The following is a 17829-nucleotide window of genomic DNA, read 5'->3' as shown; positions in this document are numbered from 1 at the left end:
GTTTTGATTTCCTTTCGTTCCTATTGTGTTTGACAATAATTTATACAATATGATACGAACGTATCCAATCAGGCGACGCCTATGTCATTGAGCTCTTATTGAGTTTCCACATAGCGAGAAGCTTTTAGCTAACCGTAGATAACGGGCTGCATATCAAGTTGCTATTCGGTGTAGGTCGTTGGAGCGAGCCGATGGGGAGCGCAAATTGAAATACGATTATATCATTGTTGGTGCTGGAACGGCGGGCTGCATTCTCGCTGCTCGCTTGACGGAAGATCCTTCGATTAATGTACTGTTGGTAGAAGCTGGTGGCACAGACAAGGGTTTGATGATCTCAATGCCTGCGGCACTCCCGTTTGTTTATCAAAGCAAAAAGCTCAGTTGGAATTATCAATCTGGCCCTGAACCAGAGCTGGGTAATCGAATGATAGACGAAAAGCGCGGGAAGGTAATCGGCGGCTCGTCTTCTATCAACGCGATGATTTACAATCGCGGAAATGCGCTAGATTTTGATGGATGGGCAGCGCAAGGACTTACGGAGTGGGATTATGCCCATTGCCTACCGTATTTTCGCCGCATGGAGACCTTTGAAGGAGGAGCAGACGACTGGCGCGGTGGCGATGGTCCGATGCGTATTAGTCGTTGCAAGGCGGAGCACAAATTATATGACGCCTTTCTGAAAGGGGGGGAGCAGGCGGGGTTCTCTATAACTCCTGATCACAATGGTTATCGTCAGGAGGGCTTACACGTTGCTCAGTCTTTCATTCACAACGGCGAACGTTGGTCGACTGCCCGAGGCTATCTTCATCCAGCCGCTGAGCGCAAAAACCTCGAAGTGCTCTCCAATGCAACCGTGAAGCAGATCGTCGTTGAAAACGGCGCTGCTGTTGGGGTTGAAATCGTTCAGAATGGAGCTGTCGTAACACTCGACTGCGACCGGGAGATCATTCTGTGTGCCGGGGCATTTAATACTCCAAAGATACTCATGCTGTCCGGCATTGGAGATCCTGACGAGCTTCGTGGTCACGGAATCGCGCTGAAAGGAGAGGCCCGACAAGTTGGGAAGAACCTCGAAAACCATCCGGGGGTGAATCTCCAATATACGACGAAATATGAAGACTCATTGGTGTCGGACCTGAATCTGTTTGGGCGAGCCAAACTCGGAGCGGAGTGGTTTTTCACACGCAAGGGGTTGGGTGGGACAAATTTCTTCGAGACAGGCGCGTTTCTACGTACAAGAGATGACCTAGCATTTCCAAACATGCAATTTGAGTTTCTGCCGCTTACCCGTTATGTGAAAAATGGAAAACTGGTTGCAATCCCTGGCTTCCAGTTCTGGATGGATTTATCTCGCCCGTTAAGTCGAGGCGCTGTTACCCTTCGATCAGCCAATCCAAACGATGCGCCATCAATCGTATTCAACCATCTCGCGGAACGCCAGGATCTTATTGATCTGGTAGACGGCATCAAGTTGGCTCGAACTCTCATCCATCAGCAGGCTTGGGATAAATTCCGGGGCAAAGAATTAGCGCCTGGTGCCGAGGCGCAATCTGATGCTGATCTTGAGCGATTTGTCAGGTCAAATTTGGCATCATCGTATCACCCTGCCGGGACCTGCCGTATGGGTGTCGATCCCGATGCTGTTGTGGATCATGAAGCGCGTCTGAAAGCAGTTCGAAGAATACGGATTGTGGATGCGTCTATCATGCCACGCGTCGTGACTGCCAACCTTAGCGCAAGCATAATGATGCTGGCAGAAAAAATTGCCGACCGTATTCTTGGTAGGAAGCCGTTGGTCCCTTCGCAAGCCGCTTTCTATAGAGCGCCGTAGTAACCGGTTTAGCTCAATCACAGAAACCACACGGGAGTATCCAGTGAAAGTCCTTGTCGCAGTAAAACGTGTCGTCGATTACAATGTTAAGATCCGTGTTAAAGGCGACGGATCTGGCGTTGAACTTTCGAATGTGAAGATGTCGATGAACCCGTTCGACGAGATTGCGGTTGAAGAGGCGATCCGCCTGAAGGAAGCTGGCAAGGTAACGGAGATTGTGGCTGTTTCGGTTGGCCCGGCACAGGCGCAGGAAACACTGCGTACCGCACTTGCCATGGGTGCGGACCGCGCCATTCTGGTCAAGACCGACGAAACGGTTGAGCCGCTTGGCGTTGCCAAGGTTCTCAAGGGCGTGGTCGATGCGGAAAAGCCGGATCTCGTCTTCCTCGGCAAGCAGGCAATCGACGATGATTCCAACCAGACTGGCCAGATGCTTTCGGCCCTTCTCAATTGGAGCCAGGCGACGTTCGCCTCGAAGGTGGAACTGGGCGACGGTTCGGCTAAGGTAACGCGCGAAGTTGATGGTGGTCTCCAGACCATCGACGTGAAGCTTCCGGCTATCGTTACGGTCGATCTTCGTTTGAACCAGCCGCGCTATGCGTCGCTGCCGAACATCATGAAGGCCAAGAAGAAGCCGCTTGACGAGAAGTCGCCTGCCGATTTCGGCGCCGACATTGCGCCGCGTCTCAAGGTCCTGAAGACCGAAGAACCGGGTGGCCGCAAGGCTGGCGTCAAGGTTGGCTCGGTTGGCGAGCTGGTCGAGAAGCTTAAAGCTGATGGCATCATCTAAGAAATCGGAAGGGACAAGATATATGGCTATTCTTCTTATTGCCGAACATGACAATGCAAGCCTTTCCGATCAGACCGCAAAGGCACTGACAGCCGCCGTTCAGATCGGTGGCGATGTTGATATTCTGGTTGCAGGCAAGGGTGCGAAAGCTGCGGCTGACGCGGCTGCAAAGCTTTCTGGCGTGCGCAAGATTCTTCTGGCTGAAAGCGATGGACTGGAAAACCGTCTGGCCGAGCCAACGGCTGCTCTCATCGTTGAACTGGCAGGCAATTACGACACGATCATTGCTCCGGCAACGACCTCGGCCAAGAACATCCTGCCGCGTGTTGCAGCGCTTCTCGATGTGATGCAGTTGTCCGAAATCATGGAAGTCGTGTCGGCTGATACGTTCAAGCGTCCGATCTATGCGGGCAATGCGATCCAGATGGTCCAGTCGACCGATGCAAAGAAGGTTATCACCGTGCGTACCGCGTCGTTCCAGGCAACGGGCGAAGGTGGTTCGGCTGCAGTTGAAAGCGTCAATGCAGCAGCCGATCCGGCGCTGTCGAGCTTCGTCGGCAATGCATTGTCGGATTCGGACCGTCCGGAACTGACCTCGGCCAAGATCATCATCTCCGGCGGTCGTGCGCTCGGTTCTGCCGAAAAGTTCCAGGAAGTGATCCTGCCGGTTGCTGACAAGCTCGGTGCAGCGGTCGGCGCAAGCCGTGCCGCAGTCGATGCGGGCTACGCGCCGAACGACTGGCAGGTTGGCCAGACCGGCAAGGTGGTTGCCCCGGATCTCTACATCGCCGTCGGAATCTCTGGTGCGATCCAGCATCTGGCGGGCATGAAGGATAGCCGCGTGATCGTGGCGATCAACAAGGACGAGGAAGCGCCGATCTTCCAGGTTGCCGATTATGGTCTCGTCGGTGACTTGTTTGAAGCGATCCCTGAATTGCAGAAGGCACTATAGCGTATGACAGTTCGAAAGTCGTTTTGCGAAGTCGTAACTGCGGTTGAAAATGCGCTTTTGGCAAATGGCTATTCGGCGAAATCGGCACGTATTCTCGCTGATAACTGTGTGAAAGCTCACAGAGATGGTTACATTAGTACAGGTCTGTTTCGTATCGGGGACTATGTTTCGACAATTAAGAGCGGATATGTGAACGGTGATCCCACCCCTGTTATTGAAGACGTTGCTCCTGGATTTCTTCGCGTAAACGCCGATAATGGCTTTGCTCAGATCGCATTGGATACCGCTAAGCAAACCTTGATGCGGAAAGCAACGCAAAATGGAATTGCTATCCTAGCAATTCGGAACTCACATCATCTTTCATCCCTGTATCTGGACATAGAGGAATTGGCGGAGGCTGGATATATCGCTGTCGCTTTGGCAAACAGCATTCCGGTTGTCAGTCCTCCAGGAGGCAAGAAAGGCATATATGGGACAAATCCCCTGGCCTTTGCTTGTCCTCGTGCGAATGGCGCGCCAGTAATTTTCGACCAATCTGCATCCGTTATGTCCCACGGTGACGTTCAGTTAGCCGCAATCGAAGGCAGAAAGCTGGATTGGGGAAGTGGCATTTGTAAAGACGGAAACCTCACGGACGATCCAAACAAGATCCTAAACGGAGGAGCCATTGCTACGTTCGGTGGGCATAAGGGCGCATCGATCGCATTAATGGTGGAGATATTATGTGCAGGTTTGGTTGGGGCGGATTTTTCGTTTGAAGTTAATTGGAATGATACGCCTGGGGCAAAAACTGCACGCACAGGTGAAACAATAATCGTTATTGATCCTAGCAAGGGGGATGCAGGGCGTGCCTCATTCTCGAACAGGATTGAAGCACTGATTAGCGCGCTTCTGGACGCAGGGCAGTCGCACATTCCCGGTGATCGCCGTGTGCGATCCCGCCAGGTTTCGTCTGAATTTCTAGAAATAGACGAAGAGGCATGGGCTCTGATCAGTAAAATGCAAATGCTACAGGGGACGGCGTGATGAATATTTTGCTCGTTGGAGCTGGTAACATGGGCTACGCCATGTTGAAGAAATGGACGACGGAAGCCAGTGATCAATTTTGGGTCGTAGAACCAGATGGACTACTTCGGAGAAGGGCCGAAGAAGTTGGGGCCAGGGCTTTTGGGAGCAGAGAAGAATTACCGCTAGGATTGCTATTTGATGTCGTTGTAATCGCTACAAAGCCCCAGTTTGTTTGCGATATCATCGATTTCTTTTCGGGGCATCTTGCAGAGCGCGGTCTCTTCATTTCCGTGGCAGCAGGTGTGCGGATACCTGAAATGGAAGCGCGTGCGGGCCAGACTGCGGCGATTGTTCGAGCTATGCCGAACACACCCGCTGCCATTGGTGAGGGTATGATCGTCGCGTGTACCAACGGTAACGTAAGCGGAGCGGGACGGGAAACGACGGAAAAACTGCTGTCTGCAGTAGGACGTCTGGCTTTCTTGGAGCAGGAAGACAAAATGGACGCTGTTACTGCCGTCTCTGGATCGGGGCCAGCATATGTCTTCTATTTTATCGAAGCTTTGACTGCAGCTGGAGTAAACGCCGGATTGGAAGAAGAGCTTGCTAAGGTTCTGGCCGAGCAAACTGTTTTCGGGGCTGCAAAACTTGTTCACGAAGGCAAGAACGGTCCTGGCCAATTGAGAGAAGCTGTAACAAGTCCAAACGGAACCACAGCTGCTGCATTAAGTGTTCTGATGTCCAATTCCAACGGTTTGCAGTTATTGTTGGACAAAGCAGTGTCAGCTGCCAAAGAACGATCTATTGAACTGGCAGCGCCAGCTCGTTGACGGCTCTGAGCCTCAGTTACCTGAATTCCGCTCAGTTGTCAGGTAGGTCGGATGACCATCTGCTGACTATTTTGATATTGCTTTTCTAACCTTTGAGATTGAAAGCACGACTGCGGCGATAGTGATTGGTATCGCCATTAGTTTTATAGACGGCCATATATGAAAACCAGCATAATCGAGGGCCTCCATGGCGAGTTTCAATAGGCTCAAAAAGTAGTAGCTGATTGCGATGATGGATAGACCTTCGACAGCACGCTGAATCTTGACTTGTGCCGCCGTCCGCTCAGACATTTCCTTGATCTGAACCAAGTTTTGAAGTTCCACTTCAACTTGGATTTTAGTTTGGAGCAGATCAATCAGATGCATCGTTGCGTGAGACATTTGCTCGAGCCGCAATGCTGTTGCCTCGCATGAACGGATAGCTGGCCTGAACCGTCGAGTAACGAACACGCCAAACCTTTGAAACCCAGCTATGTGTCCTTCACGCAGTTCCAGAATTCTCTCTTCTACGATTTTCGCATATGCAATGGTCGCACCAAACCGCGTACGTGTGTCAGCCGAGGCCGAAACGATCTTTGCCGACAATGCTGTTATCTGGTCCAGAAGCGCCTTATGGTTTTCTGGCAACGCATCTACATTTCTGGTTGCGACTTCTGCTATTCCCTTATCATATCTACTCAAAAGAGGGGCAAGCCGTCGCGCTATGGGAAGTGAGCGCAATGCCATTGCACGATATGTTTCGATTTCGTAGAGCCTTCGAACCATTCGACCCAGGCGGTATGAATTCAATTGCTCGTTAAAGAACAGCAAACGAGATCCGAAATTGAGATGCGTGCGAAAATCTGAACAGACTTGAGCTGATCCAGCGCCAACTGACGAAGCTGCCGTATCTGCAAAATCAAATTGTTTTAAAACCACCCCCAACTCACGAGGTATGCCGTTCAGGACCAGTATACTGGAACGATATACGAGTTCGGCGTTCTTCAGTTTTGAGAGACTCCGCGCCTCGTTGAGCGACAAGTTCCCAATTGGCCAATGGGGGGGACTAACATCCAGTGGGGTTACGCGAGTGACCGTCACGAACTCGGTGTGAAATTCTAACTGCGTTCTGATAGTCACCTTTTCGTCTAATTGCTCCACAAGATCCAAATTCTCTTGTTCGAGAGTCTCGCCGTTAACGGGCATTAACGCGATATGCTCCACTAAGGCCGGGCCTGAAAAATATATCGACGGGCGCGCGTGAAGTTCAGCATTCAGTTCTTGCTGCATTTCTGCCTGTTCGTGGTTTTGGGCGGCAGGCTTGATATTCTTTCGGCTGCCGCCCAGAGCTGACATTTAATGACGTCCTGTGCCACGTGCCATGATGCAAGGTTGATAGCTTACAGAATGGTACTCAGACCTTGTTTTTTCTGGAAAGAAGAGTACCGCCCATCGCCCAGTTCTCAGCATCAACATCGTTAAATACAATACTCACGGATTCGGGTGTGCAGTTGCAGTGTTCGACCAACGCTTCAGTAATTGCCTCTGCAGTCTTCTGCTTCTGCTCTTCTGTTCGACCTGTAGAGAGGTCAACTCGTATCCACGGCATGGATAGTCCTTTCTCGATTGATTATTTTTAGCTGGAAAAGAGGATCCGAAGCGGGCATGTCGTCTCCGGACGTGGCCAAGACACGTTAGCGGCCCCATTGATCAGTCCGTATGATAAAAAATTACGTCGCTATTCGTCTCTTTTCGAGTTCGACGGTCACTGTTGCTCGTAACAACTTTGTTGCTTTTAGAAGTTTTGAAAGTGAGCGTACATGCAGCGATTACTGCTGGTATTCCCAGTGGACGATATTCTTGAACGAGTTCTCGCCCATTTCCTGGCTGACTGCCTTTCGTGTCCATCATATTCCCCGTTGTTTTTTTGCGCTTTAGCGGATTTGGCATTCTGCCAGACTGCGGATTGATATCCAAAACAATCGGATTGTATACATCAGAAAATTATTATATACTATTTAGCAGTTTCGCAAGTGGATTTACGGGATGTACAAAAGATTCTGACCGAAGTGGTGCAGTTCACTGCCAGGTGGCTTTTGATCCGTCCAGAAAAAGGAATTCCAGTGAGTAAAGGATCATTTATTTCGCTGGATCTGCCAATTCTTCTTACCTTTGTCGAAACTGTAAAGCATCAGAGTTTTACGAAGGCGGCAGCGGAGTTAGGACTTGCGTTGTCTACGGTCTCATTTCAAATTCGTAAGCTCGAAGAGCGCGTAGGAGTGACACTTCTGGATCGTACACCTTCTCATGTGCGGGTTACCGCAGAGGGAACAGTGATGTATCGCTATGCGCTTGAAATGCTAGACGTCGCGGAAGAGGCTACGAGGCGAATAATATCAAGACGGGTGAGTGGGATTGTTAAGCTCGGTGCACCCCTAGATTTTGGTGCAAAGCTTTTACCAGAATTTTTGGTAAAGGCGGGAAATGAGAATGAGCAGGTGTCAGTTGAGGCCGTTATTGACACCGGCTCCAATCTTTTACGTCTCTTCGAGAGTGGCCAACTTGACGTCGTAGTTCTGAATTGCGCAGTGGGCGCGAGCGAGAGCCACGGATTACTTTTGAAAACACCAAAGCTAATCTGGGCTGCAGCTAAAAATGGTCAAGCTCCAGAACGCCGACCACTTCCTTTGGCTGTTCTCAACGAGGACTGTATATGGCGGAAAGCAACGATTGGGCAGTTGGAGGCGGTAAGTCGTCCATATCGAATTGCTTTAGAAGGTGTCGGATCATCAGCCGTTTACGCAGCAGTTGCAGCTGATGTTGCGGTGACTGCAGTTCCTGCGTGGTGTATAAGTGCGGGAATGGGCTTGCTTGCGCCGAATGATGGCTTTGACGAGCTTCCTGAATATGAAATTCGCATGTGTGTAAGAAATGAACATAGAGGCGAAGTTGCCTTCGTAGTTCGCACATTGAAGCACTTCATTACCTCGCTTTAACAAGACACTGAACAGCTGATCAAACCGTTCAGTGTCGATCTTGTTACCTGAATTGAATAGCTCTTGTATCGAAGGAGGGGATTTCAGAATTTACCATTGCGGCCGCAAGCTGGGCCAAGCTGACTGACCCAATCGGCTTCCCATTGGCTTCTACGATTGCTGTATCTGTTGCTGTTGTAGCTGACAGTATCCTAAGTGCATCTTCAACCGTTGTTCCAGAAGACACCCGAAGCTCTGTCAGAATGGTTGATTCATTTAGAGGAGATAAGACTGAATCGACATGAATTACGCGACCACGGTTAACCTCTTTAACGAAATTTGCCACGTAATCGTCTGCTGGCTTCAATACAATATCTTGAGGGGTGCCTTGCTGAATAACTTCGCCGTCGCGCAGAATTGCAATTTGATCGCCTAATCGCAAAGCTTCATCCAGATCATGAGTAATGAAGACGATAGTCTTCTTGATCTCTTTTTGGAGATCCAGCAAGACCGTTTGCATATCTGTTCGAATTAACGGATCAAGCGCGGAATACGCCTCATCCATGAGGAGTACCGGGGCATCATTTGCCAGCGCCCGCGCGAGGCCAACGCGTTGTTGCATGCCACCTGAGAGTTGGTTGGGATATTTTTGTTCGAAACCCTTCAAACCAACACGTTCAAGCCAACTCATTGCGATTTCTAAGGATTCTCCTCGTGGGATGCCCTGGATTTCGAGGCCATATATCGCATTATCCAACACGTTGCGGTGAGGAAGCAAAGCAAATTTCTGGAAGACCATTGCGGTCTTCTGTCGGCGAAATTCGCGAAGCTCCGCTGACGTCATTTTTACGACGTCAGCGCCGTCCACAAGAACTTCGCCGAACGTCGGATCAATCAGACGGTTTATATGTCTGATCAATGTAGACTTTCCTGAGCCGGAAAGGCCCATTATCACCTGGATACTACCTGATGGAATATCCAGATTGATATCGCGTAACCCCAGTATGTGTCCGTGTTGCTCGTTTAATTCGCTTTTCGACAGTCCTTTGGATACTGCATCGACATATCCAGCCGCATTGGGACCAAAGATCTTATACAAGTTGCGGATTTTAATGCCGCCAAAGTTCTTATCAACCATGGCTCATCTCCTGATGCTTTTGTAGGCGTTTGCCATAAGCTTGGCTTACCCTGTCAAACATGATCGCAATGCCGACAATTGCGAGTCCATTGAATACGCCCAATGTGAAGTATTGGTTCGCAATCGCTTTGAGAACGGGTTGGCCCAAACCCTGAACGCCGATCATTGACGCGACGACGACCATCGCCAAAGCCATCATGATTGTCTGATTGATACCCGCCATGATGGTAGGAAGAGCTAAAGGAAGCTGAATTTTTAGAAGTTTTTGACCGTCAGACGATCCAAAGGCATCTGCAGCCTCAAGAACGTCTCTGTCAACTAGGCGGATTCCAAGGTTCGTCAAGCGGATCATGGGTGGAATAGCATAGATGACGACTGCGATTAATCCTGGAACTTTGCCAATTCCCAGCAACATCACAACAGGAATAAGATAAACAAAGCTCGGCATGGTCTGCATAACGTCAAGAATGGGATTTATGATCCTTTGGATGCTGTCTGAACGTGCCATGAGAATGCCAATTGGCAGACCGATAACAATGGACAGTATTGTGCAGACAAAGATCATCGACACAGTGCGCATCGTGTCGTCCCACATATCGAGGTAACCAATTGCCAGAAGTGTAAAGAGACATCCAACAACGATCTTCCAGTTTCTGCTGGCCAGCCATGCGATCCCGAGAATGATCACAGTTATGATTGGCCAGGGCGTTTGAGTTAGAAAACGCTCAGACTGTATAAGGAAGGTCTGCAATGGGGAAAAGAAAGACTCGATCGAATCTCCATACGCACGAGTGAACGATCGAAATCCGTCATCGATGGCCTTTTTCAGGCCTCGTAGGGTGTCGTCGTTCATATGGGGAAATTTATAAAACCATTCCATTGTAGTTCCTCTCTTTAAGCGAGCCTGGCTTTTTTTATCTTGCTTGAGCTGGGCGTTTACGGCGCGGTTCCGCGCCGCAAGCTTTAAGTCAGAGAGTCGATTTGATTTTTTCGGCGGCTTCAGGCGAAACCCATTTGGTCCAGATGTCAGAGTTTTCCTGAAGAAAATGCCTCGCACCTTCCTCACCTGTTGCCTGATTGTCCGTCATCCATGCCATGAGTTTGCCGACCGTGTCGTTGCTCCATGCGCGCTTATTGAGATAATCCATGATCTCTGGCCTCGCTTTTTTAGAGAAGGACGAGGAAACCAGCGTATATACGTTGTCGACAGGCCAGGCACTTGGTGTCGGATTAGGACAATCTGCGACGGTGATGCATTTAGACCAGACCTCCTGATCGTAAGGCACTCCAAAGTCGAGCTTCACCATCTCGTATTTGCCCAGAAGTGCGGTGGGGGCCCAATAAAAACCAAGCCACCCCTTCTTCTGTTCGTAAGCCTTCGCAATCGACGCATCAAGGCCTGCAGCGGAACCCGTATCGACGAGAGTGAAGCCAGCCTCCTGGGCTTTATATGCCTTATACAGTTGCGATGTTATAACCGTGCCTGCCCAACCTTGGGGGCCATTGTAGACAGCGCCTTTTGAAGGATCTTCCGGGTCCAGAAAAAGCTCTGGATGCTTTAGAGCATCTCCGATTGTTTTGATATCTGGATGAGCATCAGCCAGATATTTGGGGATCCACCAGCCATTCACTCCTCCGTCAGGCAAGGCTTTTACCGCTGTAATAAGTTTGCCTTCATCCACGCCCTTCTTGACTATATCCGGTAGCATATCCACCCAGGCTTCCGGGGCGATGTCCGGCGCTCCTTTTTCCGCCATGGACGTGATCGTCGGCACCGTATCACCGATAATTACTTCTGCGTCACAGCCATAACCATCGGAAAGGATTATCTTGTCGATGTTCGACAACACCTCGGCGCTTTGCCAGTTCATACTCGCAATAGTAAGTGAACCGCATTCTGCTGCAAAAGCAGATGGCACTGAGCACATGGACCCAGCGAGCAAAATCGTAGATACCAACAGGTACTTCATTTTTTGTTCCCTCGTTATTTAGCGGCTTCCCAAAAAAAAGACCGTTCTGCCGCACCAATCGGTCTTCCAGCGTCCTCGGTTAGCTTCTGAACATGACTGCTCTGGAAAGAGCCGCCGCGACACCTTTTCTCACCAGATCGTCGATCGCGGCATGCTCCATTGCTTCCAACGCCGCGCTTGTCATCCCCTGGTAATGCAGATATTCCGACACGATCTCGGAAGTGTTTTTGCCTGTGCTTTCGATGATGTGGCCTGTACCAACAAGAAGAGCATTCATGGCTCTTTGAGCGATCTCAGGGGGAATTCCGTTCTTAATCGCGTCTTTCCGCAATGCTTCAGCCAATAGCGCGGGATAGGCTGGTCCTGTCCCAGTTACTGCCGCAAGATAATCGAGACTTTGCTCATTCTTCAGTTCATCCGTGACGCCACATGCATCAAATATGAGCCTGACCTGCTTGCGGTCATCTTCGGAGCACAAAGAGTTTGCAATCCATGGTGTATAAGATTGTCCAACGGCGGCGGCGGCGTTTGGTAAGGCACGTACCACCCGTTGCGACGACATTGTTTCCTGAATGGCCTGCATCGACACACCCGCCATCACGGAAATCATCAGGGTGTCTGTCGCAACCGCCTTTAACGAGGAGAATTGTTCGGGGCGGACAGACAGGATAACGATGTCCGAGTTGTCGACGAGTTCCTGACAATCGGTCGTATGTCTGGCAGCAGGCCAGAGTTCCTTGCGAAGAGTTCGGCTAGCTACGCTAAGGTGTCTCTGGTCGAGAAGATTCCGCCTGAAAAGCGAATGAATTATCGCCTTGCCCAGCCAACCGGTACCACCAATGACGCCGAGACGAGCATTAATCGTCACAGAAATCCTCCTCCAGTTCTATGCCGTGGCGAGAGAAAAAGCGGTCGAGCTCTTTTCTTTTTGGTTTGTTTCCTGTGAAGACGCGCACGTATTCGGGCATTCTTGACAAGCGCAGTTTCAGATCTTCGTTGGTCTGCATTGAGATGTAGCCGATTTGAAGAAGATAGATCGTGCGCGCGCGCACATCTGCCGCCAGACCTGAAATACCGAACCGCGAGAACATGTCAGTCAGGGCTTTCAATCGGACCTGATCAGCCGTGTGAACTTCAGCAAGAATTTCGTCCGATTGCAGGGCCCAACTGCGCATCGCAAACTCGAGTTTGGGATCGAAAAGATCACTGTCAAACCAACAGTCGCTAACATTGAAGATCGCTTCGGTTATCGTCTCTGCATAGGCCTCTGAGCGTTTAACAATATTGCCCGTGTTCTTCTCGCGCCAGAGTGACACGAGGGCATTCAGCAGTTCGTCGCGATCCTTATAGAACCAGTAGAAACTAGCTCGGGACAAGCTGAGACGTTTTGAGAGTGGCTGAATCTTGACCGCATCGATCCCGGATTCCAGCAGAGCTTCGTAAGCTGCTGTTAACCACACATCAGGCGATCCACGCCATCCGGTCTCATTGATCGTTTGTGTCATGAGCTTCTCCTAACAGAAAAATAGACATAGCCGCAACAAAAATAATCATAAGTGTCTAGTTTTGACAGTCGAGTGACTTTTAAGTTTGACAGCTATGTCTATTTTCGAATACGAACGCGCTTGAGGGTTCTACTGCGGAGAAAACAAGATGTCGAACGACCCACTCCTCCAGCCATTCAAAATCAAACATTTGACGCTCAGGAACAGACTCATGACTACGTCTCATGAGCCTGCTTATCCAGAAGATGGGATGCCGAAAGGCAGATATCGTGCTTATCATGTAGAGCGTGCGAAAGCGGGCCTTGCTTTAACAATGACGGCTGGTTCGGCGGCGGTTTCGCGCGACAGTCCGCCTGTTTTCAATAATGTACTGGCATATAAGGATGAAGTAGTTCGCTGGATGCGTGAACTCACCGACGAATGTCATGAACATGGCGCAGCCGTTATGATCCAGCTGACGCATCTCGGGCGGCGTACACGCTGGGATAAAGCCGACTGGTTGCCTGTTGTCGCGCCGACCTTGGAGCGCGAACCTGCCCACAGAGCTTTTCCCAAGTTGATCGAGACATGGGATATCGACAGGATCAAGAAGGATTTTGCTGACGCGGCTGAACGAATGAAGGCAGCCAATGTTGACGGGGTGGAATTCGAATCCTTCGGTCATTTATTGTCGCAGTTCTGGTCGCCGATGAGCAACCACCTAGACAATGAATATGGCGGCTCACTTGAAAATCGTATGCGGTTTTCACTCGAAGTGCTTGCCGCCGTGCGCGAGCGGGTCGGACCCGACTTCATCCTGGGCGTGCGTTATGTGGCTGACGAGGATGTTGCTACAGGATACGGCAAGGATGAAGGGTTGGAAATTTCCCGCCGTCTGAAAGACAGTGGCTTGATTGATTTCCTGAACGTCACCAAAGGACACATCGAGACCGATGCTGGACTGACGGATCAGATTCCGATCATGGGAATGGCAAGCGCACCCCATCTTGAACTGGCAGGAGAGGTGCGGGCTACAACGAAGTTCCCCGTATTTCACGCAACCAGAATTCAGGACGTAGCCACTGCCCGTTATGCAATTGCAGAAGGTAAAGTCGATATGATCGGTATGACCAGAGCGCATCTGGCAGATCCTCATATTGTACGGAAAATCCTGGAGAAACGGGAACACGATATCCGTCCTTGTGTGGGAGCGAACTATTGTCTGGACCGAATTTATCAAGGTGGAATGGCCTTGTGTATCCATAACCCCGCCAGTGGCCGGGAGGAAACCATGCCGCACTCCGTCCCGAAGGGAGATGTTGAAAAGAAGGTTGTTATCGTTGGTGCGGGACCAGCAGGTTTGGAAGCCGCACGCGTTGCTGGTGAACGGGGCCATAGGGTTGTGGTTATGGAGGCCGCTGCCAAGGCAGGTGGTCAGATCCTGCTAACGGCTCAAAGTCCTCGACGACGGGAGATGCTGGGCATAGCCGATTGGCGGCTGGCTCAGTGCGAACAGCTGGGCGTAGAGATCCGCTATAATGTCTGGGCGGACTCCGACACGGTGCTGAGCGAAGATCCGGATGTCGTGATCATAGCGACGGGCGGTTTGCCCCATACTGATGTACTTGTTGAAGGAAATGAACTGGTTTGCTCCGCTTGGGACATCATTTCCGGCGATATCAAACCAGGGACTGATGTGCTGATTTACGACGACGCAGGCGATCACGTCGCGCTGCAAGCAGCGGAAATCATCGCGCAAACAGGTGCAAAGGTTGAGATAATGACGCGCGATCGATCGTTCTCGCCGGAAGTAATGGCGATGAATCTGGTTCCCTATATGCGTGCACTTCAGAACAGGGATGTGAAGTTTACCGTCACCTACCTTCTGGAAAGTGTACGAAAAGAAGGTAATCAATTATTCGCAACAATCGGAAGCGACTACGGCGGGGTGAGAAAAGAACAGCGTCATGATCAGATCATCGTTAATCATGGCACTCGTCCGAATGATGACCTTTATCACGATCTAAAGCCGCTTTCTCGCAATTTGGGTGCTGTTAATTATGCCCAGCTTATCGATGGCCAAGCCCAAACCGATGAGAGCGACGACGACAGCAAATTCAAATTGTTCCGCATCGGCGATGCAGTAGCTGCCAGGAACACGCATGCGGCGATTTATGATGCACTGCGACTGGTGAAAGATATCTAACCCGGCATTTTGACCTTTGAGGAGAATGACGATGGTTGATCGAACCACTGAATTGGCCCATTTTGTTGAGGTCGCGCGAAATGCATTCGAAGAATTTGTAACTAATGACAGCGGGCGCGTTTCTGTCGATCGCATATTCGGTGCGATCGATGCAGAATCCGGACACATCAATAAAGATTGTATCAAGCTACCGGTATGTGCTTTTCTATCTGATGCGAGCGAAGTTGAGACCTCCAACCAGACTCTCCTCGAACTCGTAAAGAGCTTCCTGGCGCTCGAACCGGATTTGAGCTGGGTACGCAGGCTCTCATATGATGCCGCAACAGCAAGTGAAAATTTTCCTGACGGTCACGGAAACTGCATGGTCATTGGACCGGGAGGTCTCGAAGATCGGCCTGATGTTGCAATTGGCGCGTCGCTGCTAGCACCAAATGTTCGATATCCTGACCATACTCATTTTCCCGAGGAGACCTACCTCGTATTATCGGAAGGACATTTCAAGCAGTCTGACAATGAATGGTTTGCACTTGGTCCGGGTGGATCATTCTACAATCCGCCGGGAATCCTTCACGCTATGAGATCGACTAATCGACCACTTTTGGCATTCTGGGCATTGTGGGTGGGATGAGTGTCATGCGTCGCAGAGGTAGATAGCATTTTTGCCACAAGATAATATTATACGAAAATTCAGTATTGTATAAAAAATAATAGGATATTATCCTGACAATCATTACTTAGGCGTGTCTTCGAACTCCCCATTGTGGACTTGTTCAGGCGGTTAGCTTTTAGTTTTGGCGACAAATTACTCAACAGGAAAAGTTAGGTTATGCATACTGGGGTGCCTGATCGCGAGAGCATGGAATTCGACGTAGTGATCGTCGGCGCAGGCCCTGCAGGTCTTGCTGCGGCTATTCGGTTCAAACAAATCAAGCCGGAGCTTTCAGTCGTCGTTCTTGAAAAGGGCGGGGAAGTTGGCGCGCATATCCTGTCGGGTGCCGTCGTTGATCCAAGTGGTATCGATCAGCTTCTGCCAGGCTGGCGTGAGGAAGAGGGGCATCCGCTCAAGACCCCTGTGACCGCCGACCATTTCCTGCTGCTTGGTCCTGCGGGTTCGGTGCGTCTGCCAAATTTCGCCATGCCGCCATTGATGAACAATCATGGCAATTACATTGTGTCGCTTGGCAATGTCTGCCGCTGGCTTGGCACTAAGGCTGAAGAATTTGGTGTTGAAATCTATCCAGGCTTTGCTGCAACTGAAGTGCTTTATAACGATGAAGGCGCAGTGATTGGTGTTGCAACTGGCGACATGGGCGTCGAGCGCGATGGCACACATGGTCCGAATTACACGCGCGGTATGGCCCTGCTCGGCAAATATGTGCTGATTGGTGAAGGCGCGCGCGGTTCGCTTGCCAAGGAACTGATCGCGAAGTTCAAGCTTGATGAAGGTCGTGAACCATCCAAGTTCGGTATCGGCCTCAAGGAACTCTGGCAGGTAGATCCATCCAAGCATAAGCCGGGTCTGGTACAGCATTCATTTGGCTGGCCGCTTGATATGAAGACCGGCGGTGGCTCGTTCCTCTATCATCTTGAAGATAATATGGTTGCAGTCGGCTTCGTGCTGCATCTCAACTACAAGAACCCGTATCTGTCGCCGTTTGAGGAATTTCAGCGCTTCAAGACGCATCCGGCGATCCGCGATACATTCGAGGGTGGCAAACGCCTTTCTTATGGCGCGCGCGCGATTACCGAAGGTGGCTTCCAGTCAGTGCCAAAACTGTCCTTCCCGGGTGGTGCGCTGATCGGCTGTTCGGCTGGCTTCGTCAACGTTCCCCGCATCAAGGGCAGTCATAACGCAGTTCTGTCGGGCATTCTCGCTGCCGACAAGATTGCGGAAGCTTTGGCCGCTGGTCGTGCCAATGATGAGCCGATTGAAATCGAAAACAGCTGGCGTAACAGCGCCATCGGCAAGGATCTCAAGAAGGTCCGTAATGTGAAGCCGCTTTGGTCGAAGTTCGGCACGGTTGTTGGTGTTGCTCTCGGTGGTCTTGATATGTGGACCAATCAGCTGTTTGGTTTCTCATTTTTCGGCACGCTGAAGCATGGCAAGAACGATGCGCAAAGCCTTGAGCCAGCAGCAAAGCACAAGAAGATCGATTATCCGAAGCCGGATGGTGTGCTGACCTTTGATCGTCTTTCGTCAGTGTTTCTTTCGAACACCAACCATGACGAAAACGAGCCTGTGCATCTGCAGGTCGCTGATATGAAGCTGCAGCAGACCTCGGAGCATGATGTCTTTGCTGGCCCGTCGACGCGCTATTGCCCGGCAGGCGTTTATGAGTGGGTGGACAAGGACGGAAATTCGGCTGCTGATCCAAGCGCCAAGGACGTCCGTTTCGTCATCAACGCGCAGAACTGCGTGCACTGCAAGACGTGCGACATCAAGGACCCGAACCAGAACATCAACTGGGTGCCGCCACAAGGTGGCGAAGGGCCAGTCTATATGAACATGTAGTCGTTCACTTGCTGATTGAAGATACCAGGCGGCGATATTGGGATCGCCGTTTTTTTTGTGCCAGACGATTCAATATGGCGAGATATAAAAATCCTGTATATCTCTTATAGTCGAATTCTAGTATCCTAAACGGTTTTTTATAGCAATAGTTTGG

General features: G+C 50.6%; 16 protein-coding genes. 9 read left to right on the top strand and 7 right to left on the bottom strand.

Going from position 1 to position 17829, the window contains the following annotated elements:
- The first annotated feature begins 205 nt into the window (after window positions 1-205).
- From OPR82_RS17760 to proC, 5 genes are read left to right on the top strand one after another with little or no spacing between them, the layout of a single operon-like run.
- Window positions 206-1831: a choline dehydrogenase gene (locus tag OPR82_RS17760; protein WP_113533321.1), complete on the top strand. Its 1626-nt coding sequence runs from the start codon at window positions 206-208 to the stop codon at window positions 1829-1831.
- A gap of 43 nt (window positions 1832-1874) precedes the next feature.
- The gene (locus OPR82_RS17755) at window positions 1875-2621 is read left to right on the top strand and encodes an electron transfer flavoprotein subunit beta/FixA family protein (RefSeq protein ID WP_113533322.1); all 747 of its coding nucleotides are present in this window, start codon (window positions 1875-1877) and stop codon (window positions 2619-2621) included.
- A 22-nt stretch (window positions 2622-2643) separates the two neighbouring features.
- A complete protein-coding gene (locus tag OPR82_RS17750) occupies window positions 2644-3573 on the top strand; it encodes an electron transfer flavoprotein subunit alpha/FixB family protein (RefSeq protein ID WP_265986242.1) in 930 nt (309 codons plus the stop codon).
- A 3-nt stretch (window positions 3574-3576) separates the two neighbouring features.
- Entirely contained in the window at window positions 3577-4599 is a 1023-nt protein-coding gene (locus OPR82_RS17745) for an Ldh family oxidoreductase (RefSeq protein ID WP_113533324.1), read from the top strand.
- Window positions 4599-5411, top strand: a complete 813-nt coding sequence (gene proC, locus OPR82_RS17740) for a pyrroline-5-carboxylate reductase (RefSeq protein ID WP_113533325.1) — start codon at window positions 4599-4601, stop codon at window positions 5409-5411. Before OPR82_RS17745 ends, proC begins: the two co-directional genes overlap by 1 nt.
- Window positions 5412-5477: 66 nt before the next feature.
- Here proC and OPR82_RS17735 read toward each other — a convergent pair whose 3' ends face one another.
- On the bottom strand, window positions 5478-6746 hold the full coding sequence (locus OPR82_RS17735; protein WP_265986238.1) for a DUF3422 domain-containing protein: 1269 nt from the start codon (window positions 6744-6746) through the stop codon (window positions 5478-5480).
- Window positions 6747-6804: 58 nt separating this feature from the next.
- Window positions 6805-6999, bottom strand: a complete 195-nt coding sequence (locus OPR82_RS17730) for a tautomerase family protein (protein ID WP_113533326.1) — start codon at window positions 6997-6999, stop codon at window positions 6805-6807.
- Between the two features lie 424 nt (window positions 7000-7423).
- Here OPR82_RS17730 and OPR82_RS17725 point away from each other — a divergent pair, with 424 nt between their 5' ends.
- Window positions 7424-8386 (top strand): LysR family transcriptional regulator, encoded by a 963-nt coding sequence (locus OPR82_RS17725; RefSeq protein WP_113533327.1) that lies wholly within the window; start codon window positions 7424-7426, stop codon window positions 8384-8386.
- 43 nt (window positions 8387-8429) lie between these two features.
- On the opposite strand, the gene OPR82_RS17720 is transcribed toward OPR82_RS17725, so the two are convergent.
- The 5 genes from OPR82_RS17720 to OPR82_RS17700 all read right to left on the bottom strand — a co-directional run bounded on the left by OPR82_RS17720 (window position 8430) and on the right by OPR82_RS17700 (window position 12978).
- Window positions 8430-9503, bottom strand: a complete 1074-nt coding sequence (locus OPR82_RS17720) for a quaternary amine ABC transporter ATP-binding protein (RefSeq protein ID WP_113533328.1) — start codon at window positions 9501-9503, stop codon at window positions 8430-8432.
- On the bottom strand, window positions 9496-10383 hold the full coding sequence (locus OPR82_RS17715) for an ABC transporter permease (protein ID WP_113533329.1): 888 nt from the start codon (window positions 10381-10383) through the stop codon (window positions 9496-9498). The genes OPR82_RS17720 and OPR82_RS17715 overlap by 8 nt, the downstream gene beginning before the upstream one ends.
- 88 nt (window positions 10384-10471) lie before the next feature.
- Window positions 10472-11473: an ABC transporter substrate-binding protein gene (locus OPR82_RS17710; protein WP_113533330.1), complete on the bottom strand. Its 1002-nt coding sequence runs from the start codon at window positions 11471-11473 to the stop codon at window positions 10472-10474.
- Window positions 11474-11552: 79 nt separating this feature from the next.
- Entirely contained in the window at window positions 11553-12341 is a 789-nt protein-coding gene (locus OPR82_RS17705; protein ID WP_113533331.1) for a pyrroline-5-carboxylate reductase family protein, read from the bottom strand.
- The gene (locus OPR82_RS17700; RefSeq protein ID WP_113533332.1) at window positions 12331-12978 is read right to left on the bottom strand and encodes a TetR/AcrR family transcriptional regulator; all 648 of its coding nucleotides are present in this window, start codon (window positions 12976-12978) and stop codon (window positions 12331-12333) included. The genes OPR82_RS17705 and OPR82_RS17700 overlap by 11 nt, the downstream gene beginning before the upstream one ends.
- Window positions 12979-13126: 148 nt before the next feature.
- Here OPR82_RS17700 and OPR82_RS17695 point away from each other — a divergent pair, with 148 nt between their 5' ends.
- The 3 genes from OPR82_RS17695 to OPR82_RS17685 all read left to right on the top strand — a co-directional run bounded on the left by OPR82_RS17695 (window position 13127) and on the right by OPR82_RS17685 (window position 17675).
- On the top strand, window positions 13127-15163 hold the full coding sequence (locus tag OPR82_RS17695) for an NADH:flavin oxidoreductase (protein ID WP_113533333.1): 2037 nt from the start codon (window positions 13127-13129) through the stop codon (window positions 15161-15163).
- Window positions 15164-15194: 31 nt separating this feature from the next.
- Window positions 15195-15791 (top strand): dimethylsulfonioproprionate lyase family protein, encoded by a 597-nt coding sequence (locus OPR82_RS17690; protein WP_113533334.1) that lies wholly within the window; start codon window positions 15195-15197, stop codon window positions 15789-15791.
- Window positions 15792-15989: 198 nt separating this feature from the next.
- Window positions 15990-17675, top strand: a complete 1686-nt coding sequence (locus OPR82_RS17685; RefSeq protein ID WP_113533335.1) for an electron transfer flavoprotein-ubiquinone oxidoreductase — start codon at window positions 15990-15992, stop codon at window positions 17673-17675.
- Window positions 17676-17829: the final 154 nt, after the last annotated feature.

The organism is Ochrobactrum chromiisoli, assembly GCF_026241335.1.
Lineage (GTDB): Bacteria > Pseudomonadota > Alphaproteobacteria > Rhizobiales > Rhizobiaceae > Brucella > Brucella chromiisoli.
The sequence above is the reverse complement of the archived record's forward strand: the minus strand, read 5'-3'. Positions and strand labels throughout refer to the sequence as shown.

Excerpts from the sequence above, each read along its gene's own strand:
- OPR82_RS17750 (WP_265986242.1), top strand. The coding sequence starts at position 2,644 with ATGGCTATTCTTCTTATTGCCGAACATGACAATGCAAGCCTTTCCGAT.
- OPR82_RS17745 (WP_113533324.1), top strand. The coding sequence starts at position 3,577 with ATGACAGTTCGAAAGTCGTTTTGCGAAGTCGTAACTGCGGTTGAAAAT.
- proC (WP_113533325.1), top strand. The coding sequence starts at position 4,599 with ATGAATATTTTGCTCGTTGGAGCTGGTAACATGGGCTACGCCATGTTG.
- OPR82_RS17735 (WP_265986238.1), bottom strand. The coding sequence starts at position 6,746 with ATGTCAGCTCTGGGCGGCAGCCGAAAGAATATCAAGCCTGCCGCCCAA.
- OPR82_RS17730 (WP_113533326.1), bottom strand. The coding sequence starts at position 6,999 with ATGCCGTGGATACGAGTTGACCTCTCTACAGGTCGAACAGAAGAGCAG.
- OPR82_RS17720 (WP_113533328.1), bottom strand. The coding sequence starts at position 9,503 with ATGGTTGATAAGAACTTTGGCGGCATTAAAATCCGCAACTTGTATAAG.
- OPR82_RS17715 (WP_113533329.1), bottom strand. The coding sequence starts at position 10,383 with ATGGAATGGTTTTATAAATTTCCCCATATGAACGACGACACCCTACGA.
- OPR82_RS17710 (WP_113533330.1), bottom strand. The coding sequence starts at position 11,473 with ATGAAGTACCTGTTGGTATCTACGATTTTGCTCGCTGGGTCCATGTGC.
- OPR82_RS17700 (WP_113533332.1), bottom strand. The coding sequence starts at position 12,978 with ATGACACAAACGATCAATGAGACCGGATGGCGTGGATCGCCTGATGTG.
- OPR82_RS17695 (WP_113533333.1), top strand. The coding sequence starts at position 13,127 with ATGTCGAACGACCCACTCCTCCAGCCATTCAAAATCAAACATTTGACG.
- OPR82_RS17690 (WP_113533334.1), top strand. The coding sequence starts at position 15,195 with ATGGTTGATCGAACCACTGAATTGGCCCATTTTGTTGAGGTCGCGCGA.
- OPR82_RS17685 (WP_113533335.1), top strand. The coding sequence starts at position 15,990 with ATGCATACTGGGGTGCCTGATCGCGAGAGCATGGAATTCGACGTAGTG.